The organism is Haloferula sargassicola (assembly GCF_040362925.1).
GTDB lineage: Bacteria > Verrucomicrobiota > Verrucomicrobiia > Verrucomicrobiales > Akkermansiaceae > Haloferula > Haloferula sargassicola.
The window spans coordinates 348,631-366,073 of the sequence record NZ_BAABRI010000001.1 but is presented as its reverse complement, the minus strand read 5'-3'; the positions used below and the strand labels follow the sequence as shown (position 1 = coordinate 366,073).

Here is a 17,443-nt window from a genome sequence, read left to right as displayed (position 1 = left end):
GTTCAGCAGATCGGTATCGAGAGCGCCCAGCCTCCGTCGCAGAGTTCCCTCATTTCTCCCGTGGATTCGGGGTATGCCCTGGTTTCCCCTCTCGTTCTAGAATTGCTGCCGCAGGCGGTGGCGGAGACCCGGCGGACCTCTTACAGCTTCACCGCGAAGAAATCCTGCATCACCTTTCGGTAGACCTCGCGTTTGAACTCAGGCAGCCAGTCCAGGTCGAACTCATCGGGCCAGATCCACCGGTGGCGGCCGAACTCGCGCGGCTTCTGGTTGGTATCGATCTCCGGCGCGCCGGGGACGAGCTCGCAGAGGAAATAAGTCTGCTCCTGTCCTTGGCAGCCGTGCTTCTTGACCTTTTTCCCCCGGACTTCCTCGGGGTAAAGATAGCAGTAGCCCCCCGACGAGTTGAGGATCTGGTAATCCCGCGGCCGCAGCCCGATTTCCTCGCGGATCTCCCGCTTCAACGCCTCCTCCAGACCTTCACCGGCATCCACGCCCCCCTGCGGAAACTGCCATGCGCCCGGAATCTGCCAGCGTTCGCAGATCAACAGATCGCCCTGCGGACGAACCATCAGACCGGCGACATTGGGGCGGAATCGAACCATGTCTTACGAATACGTCACAAAAGGCCTGCTTCAATATTTAAGTTTTCCGAAATGCCTGTCCCCACTCTGGTGTTTTTCCCGGGGGTGTTGTTGATTGCCCGGATGAAACGCCTGCCTTTTCTGCTGCTTCTGGCCTTCCTCGCGCTACCCGTCCTCGCCCAGCAACCGAACGGCCAAAACCAGGGAGAAGAGGACCAGGCCCCGGAAAACGAGAACGTCACCGACGACCTCAACGACCGGGGTTTTTGGGAGGCCTCCCTCCCCGGCGGAACCTACCTGGTGGCACTCGACCGGATTTCCTCGATCAGCATGCAGGAGTATTTGCTCGATGGAAACCTGATCGTCAACGAGGTGAACATCGACACCAACGGCCGGGCCATCGCGCGGTTCTATTTCATTCAGCCCTTGGCCGAGGCGACCTCCAGCGGCGGGGTCACGCGGGCCGCCCAGCGGGGGCGCGAGTTGATCGATCGTGCCGCGGGAAAGGTCGGCATCGACGCCCACAACATGGCGCAGAAGACCTATCCGACCACCACCCATGCGGGCATGATCGAGTACCGCATCCTCGACCGTGCCGACCTTGATGCGCTGTTCAAGAGCGCCGTCCGCGCCTGGAAATCCGGCAAGGGCCGCAAGCTCACCATTCAATGAGTCGAAAAGGAGACGGCGGTCATCGGTGATGGGGCGGCGGGCATCGACCGCCGGGCTGGGTGGCGGCCCATCGCAGTTCTCGCGGTCGATTGGAGTGCTCTGGAGGTTGAGCACCCTACGGAGTCGGACTGCCGGGAACTCCGCGGTTCTCCCGTCGAAAGACCGCGGCAAGCCGCAGGGGCAGCGGGCATCGACCGCCGGGCTGGGTGGCGACCGATCGCAGTTCTCGCGGGCGATTGGAGTGCTCTGGAGGTTGAGCACCCTGCGGAGTCGCGCTGCCGGGAACTCAGCGGCTCCCCCGTCGGAAGACCGCTGCAAGCCACAGGGGCGGCGGGCATCGACCGCCGGGCTGGATGGCGTTCCATCGCAGTTCTCGCGGTCGATTGGAGTGCTCTGGAGGTTGAGCACCCTGCGGAGTCGCGCTGCCGGGAACTCAGCGGCTCCCCCGTCGGAAGACCGCTGCAAGCCACAGGGGCGGCGGGCATCGACCGCCGGGCTGGGTGGCGTTCCATTGCAGTTCTCGCGGTCGATTGGAGTGCTCTGGAGGTTGAGCACCCTGCGGAGGCGCGCTGCCGGGAACTCCGCGGTTCTCCAGTCGAAACACCGCTTCACCCCCCTGCCCGGCGGTCGATGCCCGCCGCCCCTTTTCGCACCCTTTATTTCGTGGGGTTTTGAGAGCTCGCAAAGTAGGGCCCCCTGCGAAATTGCGCTGCCGGGAACTCAGCGGTTCCCCAGTCGAAAGACCGCGGCAAGCCGCAGGGGCGGCGGGCATCGACCGCCGGGCTGGGTGGCGACCGATCGCAGTTCTCGCGGGCGATTGGAGTGCTCTGAAGGTTGAGCCCCCTGCGAAATCGCGCTGCCGGGAACTCAGCGGTTCTTAAATCGAAACACCGCTTCACCCCCCTGCCCGGCGGTCGATGCCCGCCGCCCCTTTTCGCACCCTTTATTTCGTGGGGTTTTTGAGAGCTCGCAAAGTAGGGCCCCCTGCGGAGTCGCGCTGCCGGGAACTCAGCGGTTCTCCAGTCGAAACACCGCTTCACCCCTCCTGCCCGGCGGTCGATGCCCGCCGCCCCGTTCCCGCGCCTTTACTGACCGCCGCCGTGGATGCTCTCGAAGAGCGACTTCCCGACATCCAACAGGTCTTTTCCATCCCGCAGGATCTTGGTCGCTTCCTCGATCGGGTCACCGTCGCCATCGAGAGCCTTCCGGGTCTGCTCGATGAGATCGCTGCCCTGCCGGATCATCTCCGGATGCTCGGCCAGCTCCCGCAACGTTTCCGGCGAAACGGCGCGCCGCGTGAACTTCAACACCTGCTCACCGGTCTCCGGCAGGACCTCGAACATCCGCAGCCCCGCCGCCGCGATGAGGCGCGCGGTCAGGTCCTCATCGGGATCCTCCGTGGTGCCCGACAAGCGCACGGTCGTCCACAGCAGGCCCCGCTCGCCCGGGAGAAATACCTTTGTTTCCGCACCCGGGATCATGGCCAGCGTGCCCGGCGTGAGCCCCAGCCGGATCCGGCCGTCCAGCTCCTTGCTTGGACCGATCCCCACCTCGCCCTCGACCCGCATCAGCCCCTCGCTGGCCAGCACCAGGTTGCTGAGCCACAGGCTGCCATCCTTGCGCAGAAAATCCGCCGAGGCCTCGGACAGCGCCAGGCGCCGGAAGCGCGGATTTCCGCCGTAGGCGCCCAGGGCATCGAGCACCGGCAGTCCCGTCAGCACGCCCCGTTGCACATCCACGTGCCCCTTCACTACCGGATCTTCGCCCTCCGTGCGCACGCTGAAGGTGGCATCGAGCTCGCCCTCGAGCTTCCGTTTCCAGTCCTCCGGCAGCACCTGCGCCAGGTCCACGTCCTGAAGGATGCCATCGAAGGCATAGCCGCCCCCGTCCAGCGCCGCCTCGCCGGTGAGCCGCAGCTGTGCCCGGTCGTAGAGCCGGAACAACGCCTCGCTCAGATACACCCGATCCTGTTGATACCGCAGGCGGGTCTGCTCCATCCGCAGCGGCGGCAGCTTGTCCCATGGGAAACGGACGACCCCGCCGGTCCCGATCGCCTCGTAGGCTCCCTTCGCCTGACCCGGCCGGATCGACCAGCGGGCTCCCGCGACCGAAAACGGCCCTTCCTTCAGATCCACCGTCAGCGCCGATTCGCCGATCTCGAGCCCCGTCAGCTCCACCTCGTCCGGGGTGAAGGCGTCATACCACTTGGCCGGCTTTTCCCTCGGCACCCCGCCCTCCGGCGGCTGCGCGGGCGCCGGCTCCCCGGCACCCGGATCCACCTCCACCAGCAGCCGTCCGATCCGGCCATCGCGCAGCTGCACGACGCCCTCGCGGACTTTTCCCAGTCCGATGTCGAGCGACAGGTTGTCCGCCTCCACCCGGCGCAGCGTCTCTTTCCCCTCGGCGGTGAACGAGGGCGTGCGCACCAGCGTGCCGTCCCACTGAAAGGCCCCGAAGGTCGCCTCCGCCTTCATGCCCTTGCCCGTCTCCGCCTCCAGCATGTGGCGGAAATCATCGCTGTGCAGCCATTGGCGGAGCCCCACCCACGCGCCGAGCATGCCCACCAGCGCCACCGCCCCGAGGGTCAGGATCACCCGCAGCCACGAGGGATTGCCCGCGGCCTTGCCCGCCCGTCGTCTCGCCCTTCGACTCATCTTCCGCAGCATGGACCCTTTCCCCTCCACCGCAAGCCGCTTGCACCCGGCCCGTCGATGCCTAGAGTCGCCCCATGCAAGAGGAAATCACGCTCCAGCGCGAGGTCGATGCCATCCAGATCCCCAGCGGCGATACCATCACGCTCCCGGCCGGCACGCCCGTCTACATCACCCAGCGGCTCGGCGGCACCTTCACCGTCGCCACCTCCGCCGGCCTGGCCCGCATTTCCTCGACCGATGCCGATGCCATGGGCATCGATCTCGAGGCCGAAAAGCACAAGCGGGAGGAAGCCGAGCACCTCAAGGACGCTCCGGTCGAGGACCAGGTCTGGGCCCAGCTCAAGAGCGTCTACGACCCGGAAATCCCGGTCGACATCGTCAACCTCGGCCTCGTCTACGACTGCACGGTGGCGGACGAGGAAGGCAAGACCGTGGTCGGCATCAAGATGACCCTCACCGCCCCCGGCTGCGGCATGGGCCCCGTGATCGCCGCCGACGCCCAGTCGAAAATCATGACCATCGAAGGCGTCGATGACGCCAAGGTCGAACTCGTCTGGGACCCCGCCTGGAATCAGGACATGATTTCCGAGGAAGGGAAAATGAAGCTCGGGATGATCTGACTTCGGGCCGTCCGATTCGACTGGCCTCCTTTGCGGTCGCGACGCTGAGATCCCGATGCGAACCCGCTAAAGGGGTAGGGTCGAGCGCCCCCGCTCGACCGCGAGTGGTCCCGCGGCGCCGGCCCCTCCAACAGGCGGCGGACGCCGGAGGGCGGGCGTCCCCACCCTTTTCAGCAAGGTCGGGCGTCGACGCCTCGTTCATCGGAGGCGAAACCACCTCGACCTTGGTGCCGAGGCGGCATTTTTCGAAGATCAACGGTTGGACGTCCTTCGGGACGCGGATGCAGCCGAAGCTCAGCGCCCGGCGGGGCACCACCCAGCCGACGTGCATGCCGACGAGGTTTTTTCATCAGAACAATCTTTGCCCCTCGCTCTCGGCCGGATAGGTAACGAGGCATGGTGAAGTCAGCAAGGGTGCTCCCGCTGGTCCTTTGGGCCACGGTAGCCGGCGCGACGGGCGCCGAGAACGGTGACTTCTCTCCCGCCTTCCGCCGCTTGTTCGAGTTGGGCGTTCCGGACACTTCCGGGGCGGAATGGATCAAGGCTCCCAAGGATTGGCAGGAGGAAAGTTATACCAAGGACTACCCTTTCAGCGAACTCGGTGCTCATCTCCGCGGCGAGCTCTGGAAAACTGCCGACGGCCGTTTGCTGGACCTCGGCGGGATCACCAGCCATCCGCAGCCGGACGAAAAGGAGGACGATTCGCCCGAAAAACCCGGCAAGCTCGCCTCCGCGCTGGGCACCATGCTGGATCGCTACCGCCAACAGCATCCGCACGACAGGACCGCCGCCGTGCCCCCCAGGAAACGGGAGTCCTTGCTGGAGTCCGACATGACCGCTCTGCTCAAGAGCCTCGGGGACGAGGGTGCCTTGGAAGACCTGCGGGATTGCTTGGAATATGGCCGGCCCGAGCTGCCGGGGCGCCTGCTGGTTTTCGCCGCGCAGGTTCACGCCGCGGGTCGGCCGGACGATGCCGCCAAGCTCGCACGGCTGCTTTTTTCCTGTGCTCCGGAGCCCACGCCGCTGATCGACGCCGCCGTATCCCACATCGCCGACTCCCGCTACGAGGCGTTGGCCGAAGCTTTTTTCGATGACTACGATTGGCAGGCCTACCACCAAGGCCTTGAAAACCTGCTCGCCACCTTTCCCCGGGGCTGGGAAAACCGCCTCGCGGTGGCGAGGCTGGCCGGCCCGACCGGTGATCGGGCCGCGGAGAAGCCCATCCCCGCGCCGGAGCTGCCGGACCTGGAACTTTCCTCCGCCGCGCGGCAGGCGATCGACGTCTGGATGAGCCCACCGGCGGAACCCATGACTCTTCCGGAGGGCGTGGACCTCAGCGGCTATCCCCCGCAGCTCCGGAGTCGGATTCTCCGTTCGATGCGGGAAGGTGGGTCGTTGCGGAATCCCGAAGGCAACTGGCTCCTGGCCTCGCCCGGCGATGATCCATCGAAGGCGACCGACCCGATCGGAAAAGTGACTGCTTTCAAGATGGATGCGGTGATCCTGCTCGCCGCGGTCTCGGACGACGAGACCCTGACCTGCCTCCGGAATCCGGGTTCGCGTTCGACCTATTACAGCTCCTCGGACAGCCTCGCCGAGCGGGTCCAGCGCGCTTACGCGGAAATGACGAGGCCGATGTCACGCGGCGAGGTCGCCCGGCTTCTTCTGGCGCCGGTGATCCCGGATCCCAACGAAGACTTCGCTTCCAACGATTTGCCGCGGCAGACCCTGAGAAAAGCAGCGGTCGATTTCTGGACGTCGCACCGGAATGACTCCCTCGTCGAACTATGCTCCACCTATGTGGCGGAAGGCAGTGACTCGCAACGTCTTCAGGCCTTGGGTTTCCTGGCCTCCACAGACACGTCCGAAGCGGCGGCGCGTTTCGAATCGCTCGCTCTGGAGGGCGATCCGCTGGAGGTGCTTGAAGCCGCGACCACCTACCTGACCCGCCGCAAGGCCGAGGGGCGGAAGTTCTTCGACCGCTTTGCGGCCAAGCTGGAGGCGGAGCTGGGCGGGCTGTCCGAGGAGGAACTGAGCGACCATCCAAGCTCATGGCAAATCCGCCGGATGGGCGGCGCGGACGGGGCGATCAAGAAGCTGGGCGTGCTGGTGGGCGCCGCCTCCGTCTCCGACCTGCTCACCGGCGTGATCAAGAATCCCGATGAGGACAAGGCCTGGTCCGAACTTTCCGCCGCCATCGATTCCATTCCCAGCCAGGATCTCCTCGCGCCCTTCGCCGAGGCGGCGTCCGAAGTGGAACCCAAGCCGCGGGCCAGGCTGCTGCAGGCACTGATGTATCACCTTTCCCGCCATGGCGCGGTCGATCCACCGCTCCTTCCCGACACGCTGGCCGCCTCATGGAAGCCCTTGCTTGCCGACGATTCCGAGCTGCCCCCGGACGTCAAGACGTCATGGCTGAATTACTACGGATGCCGTCGCACCTCCACGGCGGCCGCGCTCGTCCTCGAATTCGTCCACAACCCGGACACGTCGAAGCAGGTCAACGCGCAGGCTTCCTTGGGGGACCGGTCCGTCAGCGGGATCGTCCTCACCCGCGCCAAGGCACGCTTCGCCGGCGGGGAACTGCCGGATTTCGCCTCGGCGGCCCATGTTTCCGACGAGCGGAAAAAGGAGATCGCCGGAATCGCCGATGAGGCCCGATCCCCCCTCGACCTGCGGCAAAGGGTCTACGCCTTGTCCGAAGACGAGAGGGTGGCCTGGCTCGAATGGGTGGGGGGGTTCGAAGGCGATGACACACCGCCCCGTTCGCTGCTCGACTCCCGCCACACCGTCACCACCGTCGTCGCGGAAAAAAGCGAGGATCATCCGGACGTTGCCGATGGGGTGATCGAAGCGCTCGGCATCGAACCCGGCCTGGTCCTGGATGCCGGATCGATCGAAAAAATCGCCATCGATCTGCTCGGCCACGCCACCGAGTGGTCCGGCCTCCAGCTCGTCGCCGGACCCGACAAATCCCCCCTCGGCCTGCAGGCCGAGGCCATGCGCCCCGAAGACAAGCAATGGCTCCACTTCATGGCCAACCGTCCCGAGGTCACGGAGTCGGACGCCGAGGCCTTCGTGGCGGTCACGATCGGCAACTCCAACAATTTCATCGCCTGGAGCCTCAAGAACGGCAAATCGACACCTTTGAGCGACAAGGAGGATGGCGAATTCCCCGCCTTCCGCGAATTCGCCAAGTTCCTCGAATCCGACCAACTCTACCTCCCCCACATCCTTTTCACGGTCTTGACCCGCCAGGACGTGGCGGAGCTCGCCGCCGATTCCACCCCCTTCACCGAATGACCCCATGAGCACTGAAAACCCCGCTGCCCAGTGGCAGGACGTCCAGGACCGTGTCGCCGCCATCCGCCAGGAAACCGCGCGCGTCATCGTCGGCCAAGACGTTATCGTCGAGCACCTCCTGACCGCCCTGCTTTGCAAGGGCCACTGCCTGCTGGTCGGTGTCCCCGGCCTGGCCAAGACACTCCTCATTTCCACCCTCGGCCGCATCCTGGGACTGAAGTTCCGCCGCATCCAGTTCACCCCGGACCTGATGCCGACCGACATCGTGGGCTCGGAAATCCTCCACCAGGGCGAGGACGGCTCGCGCCAGTTCCGCTTCGCCGCCGGGCCGATCTTTGCCAACCTCATCCTCGCCGACGAGATCAACCGCACGCCGCCGAAAACCCAGGCCGCCCTGCTGGAGGCGATGCAGGAAAAGCAGGTCACCGTCGGCGGCGAGACCCGTCCACTGGAGGAGCCCTTCACCGTGTTCGCGACGCAGAACCCGATCGAGCACGAAGGCACTTATCCGCTGCCCGAGGCCCAGCTCGACCGCTTTTTCTTCGAGCTGCGGATCGATTACCCGAGCCTCGCCGAGGAGCAGGAAATCGTCGCTCGCACCACCGGCCGCGGCACTCCCCAGGCCTCGACGCTCCTCGATGCCGCCGGCGTGCTCGCGCTTCAGGATGCCACCACCGAGGTCCCGCTGCCGGACTCGGTCGTGCAGTCCATCCTCCAGCTCGTCCACTCGACCCGTCCAGGCTCCGAGCTGGCCGACAAGGAGGTGAACCACTACGTCGCCTTCGGGGCCGGCCCCCGTGCCTCCCAATGTCTGGCCCGCGCCGCACGGGCGCTGGCCCTGCTGCGCGGGCAACCGGCGGCCTCGATCCAGGAGGTGCGCGACCTCGCCCTGCCGGTGCTGCGTCACCGCGTGATCCCGAATTACAATGCGACCGGCGAGGGCATCACCTCCGACGACATTGTCGCCAAACTCGCCGCCGCCCTCTGATCCGCGATGCCCGCGTCCCGCTATCTCAAGCCGGAAGACATCCGCCGGCTCCGCAACTACGAGTTCGGAGCCAAGGCAATGGTCGAGGGCTACCTGTCCGGCCGACACCGCTCGAAGCAGCGCGGCTCGTCCATCGAGTTCCACGAATTCCGTCAGTACACGCAGGGCGACGACCTCGCCCGGATCGACTGGCGGGTCTTCGCCCGCAACGACCGCCTTTTCCTCCGCACCTTCGAGCAGGAGACCAACCTCGAGTGCCACATCCTGCTCGATTGCTCGGCGTCCATGGATTTCCGCGGCCAAGGCAGCGAGCTGGGCAAACTCGAATACGCCTCCTTTTTCGCCGCCTGCCTGGCCTGGCTGGTCATCTCGAAGACCGACCGCGTGTCGCTCACGCTCTTCGATGAAGGCATCCGCGACCACCTTCCGCCCGGCTCGACCAAGCGCCACCTCAACGACCTCCTCAGCGCCCTCGAGCACAATCGCGCCGGCTCCGGCACCTCGATCCATGAGACCCTGCGGCGCGCCCACCCCCTGCTCCGCCGCAAGGGCACGCTGGTGCTGCTTTCCGACTTTTTCTGCGAGCCCGCCGAGCTGTTCCGCGCGCTCAATCCTTATTTCCACCGCGGCTTCCGGATCCACCTCTTCCACCTGCTCGATCCGGCCGAGATGGATCTCGGAAACCGCGGCCTGGCCCGCTTCACCGACATGGAAAACGGCCAGCGCCTCACTGTCCATCCCCAGACCATCCGCCAAGCGTGGAAAGACCAGCTTCTCGAGCACTCCCGCGCCCTTCGGGAACTCGCCGCCTCACGCGGGGCCGACTACGCGCTGGTGCCCACCGACCAGAGCTATTTCACCCTCTTCGATCGTTTGAAATAAACTCTGAAAAACCGAGATGCTGAAACGCTGACGTTCTCACCGACCCCTCTCCACCCCATCATCTTCACTTTCAGATTTTCCCCATTTCAGCGTCCCAGCCTTTTCTTCCATGTCCGTTTTCCTCCAGCACCCCGCTCTTCTCGGCCTGCTCGCGCTCGCCGGGCTGCCGCTGCTGGCCCACCTGCTCGCCCGCGCGAAGCCGCCGGTCTATCGTTTCTCCAACGTCGAGTTCCTGCGCAAGGTCGTGCGCCTCACCAGCCGCTTCAAAAGGCCCAAGGACTGGCTGCTGCTCGCGCTGCGCACCCTCGCCCTGCTCGCCCTCGCCAGCGCTTTTCTGGGCCCGCTTCTGCTTTCGGAAAATGCCCCCTTGCCGGGCGAGAAGCGCACCATCGTCTGCCTGATCGACCGCTCCGGATCGATGGCTGCCAGCGCCGGTGGCACGTCGCGCTTCGATGCCGCCACCGCGATGGCGGCCGAGCTTCTGGAATCCGCCGATCCTGAGCGGGCGAACGTCGTGTGGATCGACTCGCGACCCGACGCGGTGTTTCCCGAGCCCGGACCGAACCTCGACTTCCTCGTCAGCGAACTCGGCCGCGTCCGCGTCAGCTCCGAGGCCAACGCCATCGACGCCGCCTTCGAGCTGGCCCTGCGCCAGTTCGCCCACAGCGAGGGCCGGCGGGAGCTGCACGTCTTTTCCGATTTCCAGGCGAGTGCCTGGGAAAAGGCCGCTCCGGCCGTGCCGGACAGCGTCCAGGTCCGCTTCGTGCCCGTCGGGGCCGGTGCGGTGCCGAACGTCTGCGTGGCCTCGCTGGTACCCCTGCCCGCTGCCCCCGTGGCCGGGCGCGATCTGGTGGTGCAGTGCCGACTGGACAACCATTCGCCCGAGCCGCGGCACCTCGACCTCACGCTTGATGCCGGCGGCTCCCGCCAATCCCAGCCCCTCGACCTGCCCGCCAACGGATCCGCCGAGGCCAGCTTCCGCGTCCGTTGCGGGGCGGCCGGGCTGCTTCCGCTGACAGCCGGCGTTGATGGCGACGCCTTCACCGCCGATGACCAGCGCCATGCGGTGGTCCGCGTGCGCGAGTCCCTGAAGATGGCGATTGCCGGCAAGCAGGAATCGCCCGCCGCTTCGACCCTCCAACGGGTCGCCGCCTCGCTGCCCTGGCTCGATACCGTGCCCGCCGGCGGCCTCAACCCGCCGCCGGCTTGCGACTTGCTTGCGGTCGTCGATTGGGATGGCACCGCCGCCCACGCCCTCCGCGAGGCGGCGTCCGGCAGTACGGCAGTCATCGTATTTCCCCGCTCCATGTCGGAGCAAAGCCTGAACCAGTTGTTCGGGATCGACGGAGGTTCTCCGACCTCCGCCGGCCTGGAAACGAACGACGACGGTTGGGAAGCCTCGCCTGATTCGGACGTCCCCGCCTTCCGCCTCTTCGACAGCGGCGAGTTCGGCAACCCTCTCGGCGGACGTTTCCGCGAACGGGCGCGGCTTTCCGCAGCCGCACCGGTCCTCGCCCGCTTCAGCGATGGGGCCCCGGCGATCCTGCGCGACCGCGAGTTGCCCCTGCTCGTCGCCAATCTCTCGCTCGATCCTGCCAAGTCGACCTGGCCCACCCAGTCGATCTTCGTCCCGGCGATGGCGGAAATCCTGCTCGACCTGCTGCCGGACCACGCCACGGAGAACTTCGAGGCGCCACCCGGCGAGCCGGCCATCTGGATCGACCCCCTCGCCGCGGGCGATCCCGTGTTTCATGGCGGCGACGGCGAACCGCTGCCTCTGGTCTCCGCCCCCTCCGGCGAGTCCACCCAATGGCAGTCCGCGACGCCCGTGGAGCTGGGACTGCACCCGTGGTCCCTCTCCGGCCAGACCGTCCACTACACTGCCGTCAATTTCCCCGAATCCGAATCTGCCCTGACTTCCATGGCCGAGCCCCCCGCGCTCAGCGATGGCCGCCGCCTTGAAGCCCGCAACCCAACCGCCGCCCTCGATGCTGGCCTGCCTTTGTGGCCGTGGCTGATCGCCCTCGCTTTGCTGTTCCTGCTTGCCGAATCGCTCATCGCCCAGCCCTCGCTCCGCCCCGCCCGATCGTGAATCCGCCCCTCCCATGGCCCGTGCTGGTGCCGCTGCTCACCCTCGTGGTGGCGGCGGTGGCATGGCTTTCGTGGCGTGGCTCGGCCTCGCTCCGCGGATCCCTGCGCGGGCTGCTCACCGGGCTCCGCACCACCGCCGCCCTCGGGGTTTCCCTACTGCTCCTGAATCCCGGTGAGTGGGTACGGCCGAAAAGCTCCCAGGAATCGCCCTGGCTGGTCATGCTCGACCGTTCCGCCTCGATGGCCCAGCCGCTGGGCAGTGCCACCCGCCGCGACTCCGCCGTGGAAATCGCGGGCGCCATCGCGGAGAGCCTGCCGGATGGCACTCCGGTCCGCTATGTGGGATTCGACTCCGCACCTGGCGAGCCGCTCGACTCTCCGGCCGATCTGCCACCGGCCGATGGCCAGGGCAGCGACCTGATCGGCTCGCTGGAGCGGCTCACGAGCGAGGCTGCGGCCGGTGGGATCCGTCATGCCGGCGTGATCGTGCTTTCCGACGGCCGCCAGACCGCCGAAGTCCGTGATTCGGCCCTCGAAGCGCTCTCCCTCCGCCTCCGCTCGCGCGCCACCCCGCTGTTCGCCGTGGCCGTAGGTGCCGGGGATACCCTGCGCGACCTGGTGCTGCGCGCGCCCCGCCCCACGATCACCGTCTTCACCGGACAGACGGTGAAGATTCCCTTCGAGCTCGAACTCTCCGGCCTGGAGCCGCGGCGGGCCACGGTGGTGCTCGCCGACGAGCAAGGCAACGAACTGGCGCAGACCGCCATCGACCTCACCGCCGGCGAGCCGGTCTTCGGCCATTTCGAGGTGGCCGCCCCGGAGGCCGGTGCTCGCTGGTCGCTCCGGACCGAGGTCATGCCCGGCGAGGTCCGCCATGGCAACAACCGCGCCGCGGTGAACATCCGCCTGCTCCACTCCCGGACCCGCGTGTTCCTGGCCGAGGGAGCGCCCTACTGGGACTCGAAGTTCCTCGCCCAACTTCTGCGCCAGCAGTCGCACATGGAAGTCCACTCGGTCCACCGACTGTCCGAGAACCGCTACTTCCGCATCGATTCCGGAGAGAATGACGCCGCCGAGACCGACACCGCCATTTTCCCCGACACTCTCGACGAGCTCTCCGCCTACGACCTCGTGATCTTCGGCAAGAACGTCGACGCCTTCCTCACGCCGACCCGGCTCGATGCCCTCCGAGCCTATGTCCGCGACCGGGGGGGCGCGGTTCTTTTCGCCCGCGGCAAGCCGACCACCTCCGCCATGCCGGTGCTGGAGGCGCTCGAACCGGTCACCTGGGCCGCCGGCAGCATCGATGAATTCCATTTCCATCCCTCCGAAGACGGTCGGGCGTCCGGACTGTTCGGCGAGGTGCTGCCGCCGCCCGAGGCCTCGGTTTGGAGCCAGCTTCCCCCGCTCAAGGACGCGCGCACGGTCTCCTTTGTGAAGCCTTTTACGCGGATTCTCGCCGAGGGAGCCGAGGGAGCCGCCTTTTCGGGGAAAACGCCGGCCCTGCTGGTCCGTCGCTACGGCCAAGGCGTATGCGGGCTGGTGAATGGGGACGGGCTGTGGAAGTGGGACTTCTACCCCGAGGCACGCGAGCTGGGAAACATGTACGAGGATTTCTGGACCCAGCTGATTCAATGGATGGCCTCCTATTCCGAGTTCCTGCCAGGCCAGGATTTCTCGCTGCGGCTGCCGGCATCGGCCGGTGCCATCGACCAGCCGGTCACCGCCACGCTTTCCTATCGAGGTGGCGGAACCCCGCCGCCGCCTGGGGTGACGATCACCGCGCCCGACGGCAGGACGCGGCGGCTGCAGCCCGGTGCCGTGCCCGATCCCGGCGGCCACCCCACCTGGCGGGCAAGCTTCACCCCCGATGCTCCCGGCGCCTGGAACCTGCGGGTCGAGGACTCCCGGGAAGACGCGCCCCCCACGCCCGAGCTGACCTTCCGCGTCCCTTCACCCCGGGAGGAAAACGACGATCTCAGCCCCGATCCCGCCTTCCTCGGCCGCCTCGCGGACGGGACAGGCGGGCGATTGCTCGAAGCCGGCCAGGTGGCGGGTTTCCTGGATGATTTCCTCAAGCCGACTCCCCCCACGAGCCGGAGTCAGGGGGCGGTCTGGGAGTCCTCGTGGGCCGCCTGGCCCGTGGCCCTGCTGCTGGCGCTTCTGCTCGCCGCTGAATGGTATCTTCGCCGCCGCCAAGGCCTTGCCTAACCGATTTTTCCCATGTCCTTTCTCTCCGCCCTCGATCGAATCCGCCGCTGGCATCGCCTCGGCCGGCTCGCCGCGGCCGTGTTGGCGGGCCTGGCTGTCGCCGGCACGCTCGCCCTGCTGCTGGGCTTGGCCGATACTTGGAGCGGATTTGAGCCGGGCCCGCGGCAGGCGCTCGTCGGGCTCGGATTGACGATTGCAGCCGGATTCACGGCGGTCGCGGCGGTCGTGGCCCTGCGTCTGTCGCGGGAAAGAGCCGCTGCGCTGGCCGACCGGCGGGCCGCGGATCCTCGAGGGCGGGCATCCGCCGCCCTCTCCCTCTCCCGCCGCAAGACCGAGTCGCCGTTGGAGGGCTATCTCACGGCCCGCAGTCTCGAGGAAACCGGAGCCAGCTTGCGCACCCTGCCGGGCAAGTCCCTCGTCCCTTGGCAGATGATCGGCCGGGCCGCCATGCTGCTGGCGGCCTGCCTGCTGCCGATCGGTCTTCTCGCCATGACCCGCCCGGTCGCGTTTGCCGTCGTGGCGCACCGGCTCACTCATCCCTCGCAGGACCTTCCGCCCTGGAGCCCGCTCGATTTCGTCATCGATCCCGCCCAGCCCCAGTGCCTGTACGGCGGCGACCTCGCCCTGACGGCCGAGATTACCGGCGGCGAGCTGGAGTTCCCCGTCGAGTGCCTCGTCCGCGTCGAGGGCTCGTCGGGAGTCCAGCGCTTGCCCGCCTTCCGTGAATCGGCCACCCGTTTCACCCGCACGCTGGAGGGGGTCACCGAGCCGATCTCGATCGCCTTCGCCTGCGGCCGTGCCCGCTCCGGCTGGCTGCCGGTCGAGCGCCTGCTCCAACCGAAAGTCCTGGCTGGCCGGGTCACGATCGCGCCACCGTCCTACATCGGCAACGAGGCGGTCACCACCCCGCTCGATTCGAACCAGATCTCGGCCCTCGAAGGGTCCACCCTGACGCTCGAACTCACCAGCAACCGCCCCCTTGCGGCGAGCGATCTCGTTTTCACCTCCGCCGCCACTCCCGGCAGCCCACCGCGCGCCGAAATGATCCGCGGCGAGGTCATCGGCACGGAGACCATCGCCTTCCGCTGGACCGTCGCCAGCTCGGGCACCCTCTCGGCCGCCCTGCGCGATGTGCGTGGCACGCCGGCCGAGGCCCCGCTCCAGCTCGCCCTGCGCGCGGTGCCCGACCAGCCGCCGGCGGTCGATCTTTCCTCCCCGCCACGCCTCCTCCTCGCCACGCCGCGAACCCGCATCCCGCTCACCGGCCGCGCCGAGGATGACTTCGGGCTCTCCCGCGTCCAGTTCGTGCGCACGCTCCAGGGTTTCCGCGACCGCGCCCGGGTGGTCGCACCCTCGCTACGGGAAACGCAGTACCAATTCGATGAGGCCCTCGACCTCGGCCAGGTCGGGGTCGAGCCCGGACAGACCATCGAGCTGTTTCTCGAGGCCTCCGACCACAATCCGTCGATGCTCGGCCAGGGAGCATCGGAAATCTCCCGCATCCGGATCATTTCCGAGTCCGATTATGCCGAGCGCATCCGCGCGAAGACCACGCTGGGAGAGTTCAACGCCCGCTTCCGCGCGATTTCCGAGGCGCTTCGCGAGGCCCGGAGAACCTTGGAGGAGCTGAAGCAAAAGGGAGATCCGGAAGCCTTGAAAAAGGCGATCGATCAGCACCGCCGCGCGACCGGGCTGATGGACCAGCTGGCGCAGGATTTCCCCGCCTTCGCCACCGACGAACGACTCAAGCAAGCCGCCGCCGGCAACGCCGCCCGGCTGCGTGAGAACCTCTCAGCCTTGGAGGCCTTCAAGCCGGGCATGGCGGCCGGCGAGAGGGCGCGCCAAATCGACGAGATGCTCGAACGTCTCGGGGCCGGCAGGGAGGCGATCGCGCCCCTCAAGCGCGATGCCGAACTGCTCGCCGAAGCCGGAGGAGTTCTCGAAATGGCGGCCAAGTTCCGCCAGATCCACGCAAATCAGGTTTCCGTGGCAGAACGCATCCACACGCTCGCCAAGGAAATCGCCCGCGGCAACGACACCAACCGCCGTCAGCTCCCTTCGCTCGGCGAAACCCAGCGCAAGAACCGCGAGGCGCTCGGCCGATTCGCCGAGGAACTCTCCCGCCGGGCCGGGGCGATGGAGCGCCCCGAGCTGGCCCCGCTTCGCGAGTCGGCGCTCGACTTCATCCAACGCCTGAAGCTCGCCGATCCGGCCTCGGTGATGGACCTCGCCTCCGAGTCCGCGCGGGATGGCCAGGCCAACGACGCCTTCGTCAGTGCCGAGCTCGCCCGCGGCATGCTGGAGAGCCTGATGTCGCCCGAGAACGCTTTCTGCCAGGCGTGTCGCGGCTCGATTCCGGAGAACTTCCCGGTTCCGATGGACGTCCATTCGACCATGCGCCAGCTCCTCGCGGGGCTGATGTGCCAGAACCCCGGCATGTCGCCGAACCAAGGCACCGGAGGCGGTGGATTCGGCATGGGGGGCACCGGTCCCACCGGGCACGCGCAGCCGGGCTTCGGCATGCTCGACATTCCGGTCGTCGGACCGGAGCGGATGTTTTTCCAGCCCGCCTCCATGGCCGCGGAAAGCCGCGGCACGGGCGAAGGCGCCCCCAGCCGCCCGCTGGAATTGAGCGCCGAAACCGAATCGCTCGCGCCGACCGAAACGCCCCGCGCGAGCGAGGCCAGGCCGGATTTCGACGCCGTCCCCGAGGCTTACCGCGAGGCCGTGAAAACCTACTTCACCCCCGAGAACTGACCCCTCATTTCACCATGAAGACGCTGCTCCTGCTCATCGCCGGCATGCTGCCCGCCCTTGCCAAGGAAGGCGCGGTCGAATGCGGCAACCTGATCTACGCCGGCACCAAGACCTCGAAGTGCTTCAGCGACGAATTCCTCACCGTCGTCCAGCAGAAGACCTCGATCGCCACCGAGCGCCGGTTCAAGCCGGTGAAGCTCGATTCCGACGAACTCTATCGCATCCCCTTCGTGATCATGACCGGCGAGGGCGACTTCACCCTCTCCTCCAGCGAGCGTGAGCACCTCAAGAAGTATCTCGAAAGCGGCGGCTTCCTCGTCGCCTCGCCTTCGTGCTCCAATGCCGACTGGTCCGCCGCCTTCGAGCGGGAGATCCGCCGCCTGATGGGTGCCGACTCACTCAAGGACATCCCCATGGACCATGAGATCTTCCGCACCGTCTTCCCGGTCAAGGACCTCAAGCTCACCCACGGCGGCCAGGACGCGCGGCTTCGTGGGATCACCCACGATGACAAGATCGTCGTGGTCTTTTCCACCGACGGCCTCAACGACAGCTCCAATGCCGAAGGCTGCTGCTGCTGCGGTGGCAACGAGATCGGAAACGCGATGGAAATGAACGCCAACATTCTCGCCTACGCCCTGCTGCACTGATTCCCGGCCCCTTTTTCACGATCAAAACGCC

At 67.0% G+C, this 17,443-nt stretch carries 11 protein-coding genes; 9 read left to right on the top strand and 2 right to left on the bottom strand.

Annotated elements, in window-relative coordinates; genetic code table 11:
* Positions 1–140: 140 nt before the first annotated feature.
* Complete coding sequence (locus ABXH26_RS01485; protein ID WP_353565251.1) at positions 141–605, bottom strand: NUDIX domain-containing protein; 465 nt, start codon at positions 603–605, stop codon at positions 141–143.
* A gap of 51 nt (positions 606–656) precedes the next feature.
* On the opposite strand from ABXH26_RS01485, the gene ABXH26_RS01480 reads away from it, so the two are divergent.
* Entirely contained in the window at positions 657–1,256 is a 600-nt protein-coding gene (locus tag ABXH26_RS01480; protein ID WP_353565250.1) for a hypothetical protein, read from the top strand.
* A 1,085-nt stretch (positions 1,257–2,341) separates the two neighbouring features.
* On the opposite strand, the gene ABXH26_RS01475 is transcribed toward ABXH26_RS01480, so the two are convergent.
* Positions 2,342–3,910: a translocation/assembly module TamB domain-containing protein gene (locus ABXH26_RS01475; RefSeq protein ID WP_353565249.1), complete on the bottom strand. Its 1,569-nt coding sequence runs from the start codon at positions 3,908–3,910 to the stop codon at positions 2,342–2,344.
* Positions 3,911–3,984: 74 nt separating this feature from the next.
* Here ABXH26_RS01475 and sufT point away from each other — a divergent pair, with 74 nt between their 5' ends.
* From sufT to ABXH26_RS01435, 8 genes are all read left to right on the top strand, one after another.
* Entirely contained in the window at positions 3,985–4,530 is a 546-nt protein-coding gene (sufT, locus tag ABXH26_RS01470; protein WP_353565248.1) for a putative Fe-S cluster assembly protein SufT, read from the top strand.
* A gap of 396 nt (positions 4,531–4,926) precedes the next feature.
* Positions 4,927–7,833, top strand: coding sequence for a hypothetical protein (locus ABXH26_RS01465; RefSeq protein ID WP_353565247.1), 2,907 nt, complete (start codon positions 4,927–4,929; stop codon positions 7,831–7,833).
* A gap of 4 nt (positions 7,834–7,837) precedes the next feature.
* The gene (locus ABXH26_RS01460) at positions 7,838–8,821 is read left to right on the top strand and encodes an AAA family ATPase (RefSeq protein WP_353565246.1); all 984 of its coding nucleotides are present in this window, start codon (positions 7,838–7,840) and stop codon (positions 8,819–8,821) included.
* 6 nt (positions 8,822–8,827) lie between these two features.
* Positions 8,828–9,703 carry a DUF58 domain-containing protein gene (locus ABXH26_RS01455; protein WP_353565245.1) on the top strand — a complete coding sequence of 292 codons (876 nt, stop codon included), beginning with the start codon at positions 8,828–8,830 and terminating at the stop codon, positions 9,701–9,703.
* 109 nt (positions 9,704–9,812) lie between these two features.
* Complete coding sequence (locus ABXH26_RS01450) at positions 9,813–11,795, top strand: BatA domain-containing protein (protein ID WP_353565244.1); 1,983 nt, start codon at positions 9,813–9,815, stop codon at positions 11,793–11,795.
* On the top strand, positions 11,792–14,005 hold the full coding sequence (locus ABXH26_RS01445; protein ID WP_353565243.1) for a vWA domain-containing protein: 2,214 nt from the start codon (positions 11,792–11,794) through the stop codon (positions 14,003–14,005). The genes ABXH26_RS01450 and ABXH26_RS01445 overlap by 4 nt, the downstream gene beginning before the upstream one ends.
* 12 nt (positions 14,006–14,017) lie before the next feature.
* Entirely contained in the window at positions 14,018–16,762 is a 2,745-nt protein-coding gene (locus tag ABXH26_RS01440) for a hypothetical protein (RefSeq protein WP_353565242.1), read from the top strand.
* Between the two features lie 14 nt (positions 16,763–16,776).
* Positions 16,777–17,412: a DUF4159 domain-containing protein gene (locus ABXH26_RS01435; protein ID WP_353565241.1), complete on the top strand. Its 636-nt coding sequence runs from the start codon at positions 16,777–16,779 to the stop codon at positions 17,410–17,412.
* The last annotated feature ends 31 nt before the right edge of the window (positions 17,413–17,443 follow it).

Excerpts from the sequence above, each read along its gene's own strand:
- ABXH26_RS01485 (WP_353565251.1), bottom strand. The coding sequence starts at position 605 with ATGGTTCGATTCCGCCCCAATGTCGCCGGTCTGATGGTTCGTCCGCAG.
- ABXH26_RS01480 (WP_353565250.1), top strand. The coding sequence starts at position 657 with ATGCCTGTCCCCACTCTGGTGTTTTTCCCGGGGGTGTTGTTGATTGCC.
- ABXH26_RS01475 (WP_353565249.1), bottom strand. The coding sequence starts at position 3,910 with ATGAGTCGAAGGGCGAGACGACGGGCGGGCAAGGCCGCGGGCAATCCC.
- sufT (WP_353565248.1), top strand. The coding sequence starts at position 3,985 with ATGCAAGAGGAAATCACGCTCCAGCGCGAGGTCGATGCCATCCAGATC.
- ABXH26_RS01465 (WP_353565247.1), top strand. The coding sequence starts at position 4,927 with ATGGTGAAGTCAGCAAGGGTGCTCCCGCTGGTCCTTTGGGCCACGGTA.
- ABXH26_RS01460 (WP_353565246.1), top strand. The coding sequence starts at position 7,838 with ATGAGCACTGAAAACCCCGCTGCCCAGTGGCAGGACGTCCAGGACCGT.
- ABXH26_RS01455 (WP_353565245.1), top strand. The coding sequence starts at position 8,828 with ATGCCCGCGTCCCGCTATCTCAAGCCGGAAGACATCCGCCGGCTCCGC.
- ABXH26_RS01450 (WP_353565244.1), top strand. The coding sequence starts at position 9,813 with ATGTCCGTTTTCCTCCAGCACCCCGCTCTTCTCGGCCTGCTCGCGCTC.
- ABXH26_RS01440 (WP_353565242.1), top strand. The coding sequence starts at position 14,018 with ATGTCCTTTCTCTCCGCCCTCGATCGAATCCGCCGCTGGCATCGCCTC.
- ABXH26_RS01435 (WP_353565241.1), top strand. The coding sequence starts at position 16,777 with ATGAAGACGCTGCTCCTGCTCATCGCCGGCATGCTGCCCGCCCTTGCC.